This is a genomic window from Microbispora sp. H10670 (assembly GCF_014161385.1).
In the GTDB taxonomy this organism is placed as follows: Bacteria; Actinomycetota; Actinomycetes; order Streptosporangiales; family Streptosporangiaceae; genus Microbispora; species Microbispora triticiradicis.
This window is the reverse complement of sequence record NZ_JABBWW010000073.1, coordinates 1-1,928: the sequence shown is the minus strand read 5'-3', so window position 1 is coordinate 1,928 and position 1,928 is coordinate 1. Positions and strand designations below refer to the sequence as shown.

2 protein-coding genes are annotated in these 1,928 nt (G+C 65.3%); both read left to right on the top strand.

Annotated elements, in window-relative coordinates:
- Window positions 1–795 precede the first annotated feature (795 nt).
- Complete coding sequence (locus HHX33_RS34550; protein WP_150933691.1) at window positions 796–1,041, top strand: hypothetical protein; 246 nt, start codon at window positions 796–798, stop codon at window positions 1,039–1,041.
- Window positions 1,038–1,397, top strand: coding sequence for a ribbon-helix-helix protein, CopG family (locus tag HHX33_RS34545; protein WP_182878239.1), 360 nt, complete (start codon window positions 1,038–1,040; stop codon window positions 1,395–1,397). The genes HHX33_RS34550 and HHX33_RS34545 overlap by 4 nt, the downstream gene beginning before the upstream one ends.
- The last annotated feature ends 531 nt before the right edge of the window (window positions 1,398–1,928 follow it).

Below are 1,928 nucleotides of genomic sequence, written 5' to 3'. Positions count from 1 at the left end.
GTCAGGCCATGCAGCCAGGACCGCTCAGCATCGGTCAACTCGATGGGTATTGCAGACGGACCCGGATGCCCCATACACATCAGGATAAGTATTTATCCGACGAATTTCAGGCGTATGGCACTAGTGCGCTGTCCGGCGAAGGTTCACCGGCTCCGGCGCCGTAACAGGCGCCGGCATCGCCGTACCACGACCCGCCCCCCGGCGCCGGCCATCTCCTGCACATGGCCGGGGGTGGAGAGCCGGACCCGGTGAACCCATGTGTCACCGCCTGGCGCGCCGGCCGCTGACCTTCGCCAGTGTGATGCCCGCTGCGCTGACCACTCACCATCGCCGGGTGCGACGCTCTCCCGCCCCGACCGGGCCTTTCTCCGGCGCCGGGTCGGTGGGACGGAGGACGGCGAATCCGGCGCCACCGTGCGGCGGCCGACCCGGTGCATGTTCGCGGTCGTGGCTTCGGCATTGATGGGCCGTCGGAGGCTCAGCGTCCGATCCGGATCATGCTGATGCTTTCATCACCCTCTGGAATGACCGCGAGGCCGCAGGAGAGCAGCGATTCCCGAGGCACTACATGGGGTTCGGCGCGCTGCGCGGCTCTGCCCCCTGTTGACCGCCCTTAATGGCCCGCTAATGGCCCGGCGATCACGCTCGCGACTGTCGGTGGGCACGGGCGCCCCCTGGTCCACGCCGTCCTCTTCGTAGCCGCCGACACCCAGGTCGCAACCGCCGTTTCGATGGCCGGCGCGCTGCAGACCGGAACCCCCTACCTACAGAGGTTGTGTCCGACATAATATGGGCATGAAAAAGTTGCGCTTCTACCGGTCGGCGCGGAAGCACCGCATCGGACAGGCGCATGCCTTGTACGTCGTCCGATCTGGGCCACCAGCAATCGTGCCGGCCACCGACCCGACGTTGGAGGATCGATGGGTCTGGATCGGGCCCGATGATCGGGGCGTTGAGCTGGAGGTGATCGGCATCCTCACCGACAAAGCTCTCGTGATCATCCACGTGATGCCGACCGCGCTACGGAGAAGGACGCCATGACTGAGCACGAGGCAGCCTGGCCACCCGAAGACATCGAACTGGCCCTGGACCACGACTCCGATATCGACAGCGACTCCGAAGAGATCCACGACGCCAAAGGCAACCTCATCACCGACGAGTACGTACGGGACGCGATCAGCGACGTTCATCGCGCGATCGACGAGGGCCGCGTACCCGTGCCTACCGGTCGCCCCGGGCGCCCATCGCTTACAGGCGAGAGCACACATTCCCCAAGGGTCTCCTTCAGAGTCCCTGAGGAGTTGCGTGAACGCGCGAAGGCCCGCGCCGAGCAAGAAGGGAAGAGTGTGTCAGCGCTGGCACGGGAAGCCTTTGAACAGTTCCTCAGAGCTGGATGAGCACGCGACGGACGAGCGACGGCACTAGGTGGCCAAGCAGCTCGACAGCCTCGCGCGGGGACAACTCAAGAGCGGATCGGGCACGCAAGAGCGCGAAGGCCGAATAATGGTCAAAGCCCAGGCGGGAGAACGATCCCTGGCCTGGGCTTCGAGTGGGTGGAGCCTAGGGGATTCGAACCCCTGACTTCCTGCTTGCAAATCGGCCTGATCACCAGGGACAACGGCCCCGACCTGAGCGAGGGGCAGTCCGCGAGTGACCGTGAGTGCCCCCTGTTGACCGCCCTTAATGGCACGCTAATGGCACGACGATCATGTTTTTGGGGCTGCTGTCGCCTGCCGCGTGCGCGTGTCTCACTTGAGACACACCACCTGGCCCGCCTGCCTGTATCCCGTGAGCCCTTCAACCAGGGTCATTGCGTTGTGGGGTAGCTGCTGGTCACGGCGGTGATGAGGTCGTGTGGGCGGCGGTTGGCGCGTCGGGTGGCGCGGGCGATGTTGGTCTCGCCGTTGATGCGGTGGTAGCCGATCGCA

Bases quoted from the DNA above. Each gene is read 5' to 3' on its own strand.
- HHX33_RS34550 (WP_150933691.1), top strand. From the start codon at position 796: ATGAAAAAGTTGCGCTTCTACCGGTCGGCGCGGAAGCACCGCATCGGA.
- HHX33_RS34545 (WP_182878239.1), top strand. From the start codon at position 1,038: ATGACTGAGCACGAGGCAGCCTGGCCACCCGAAGACATCGAACTGGCC.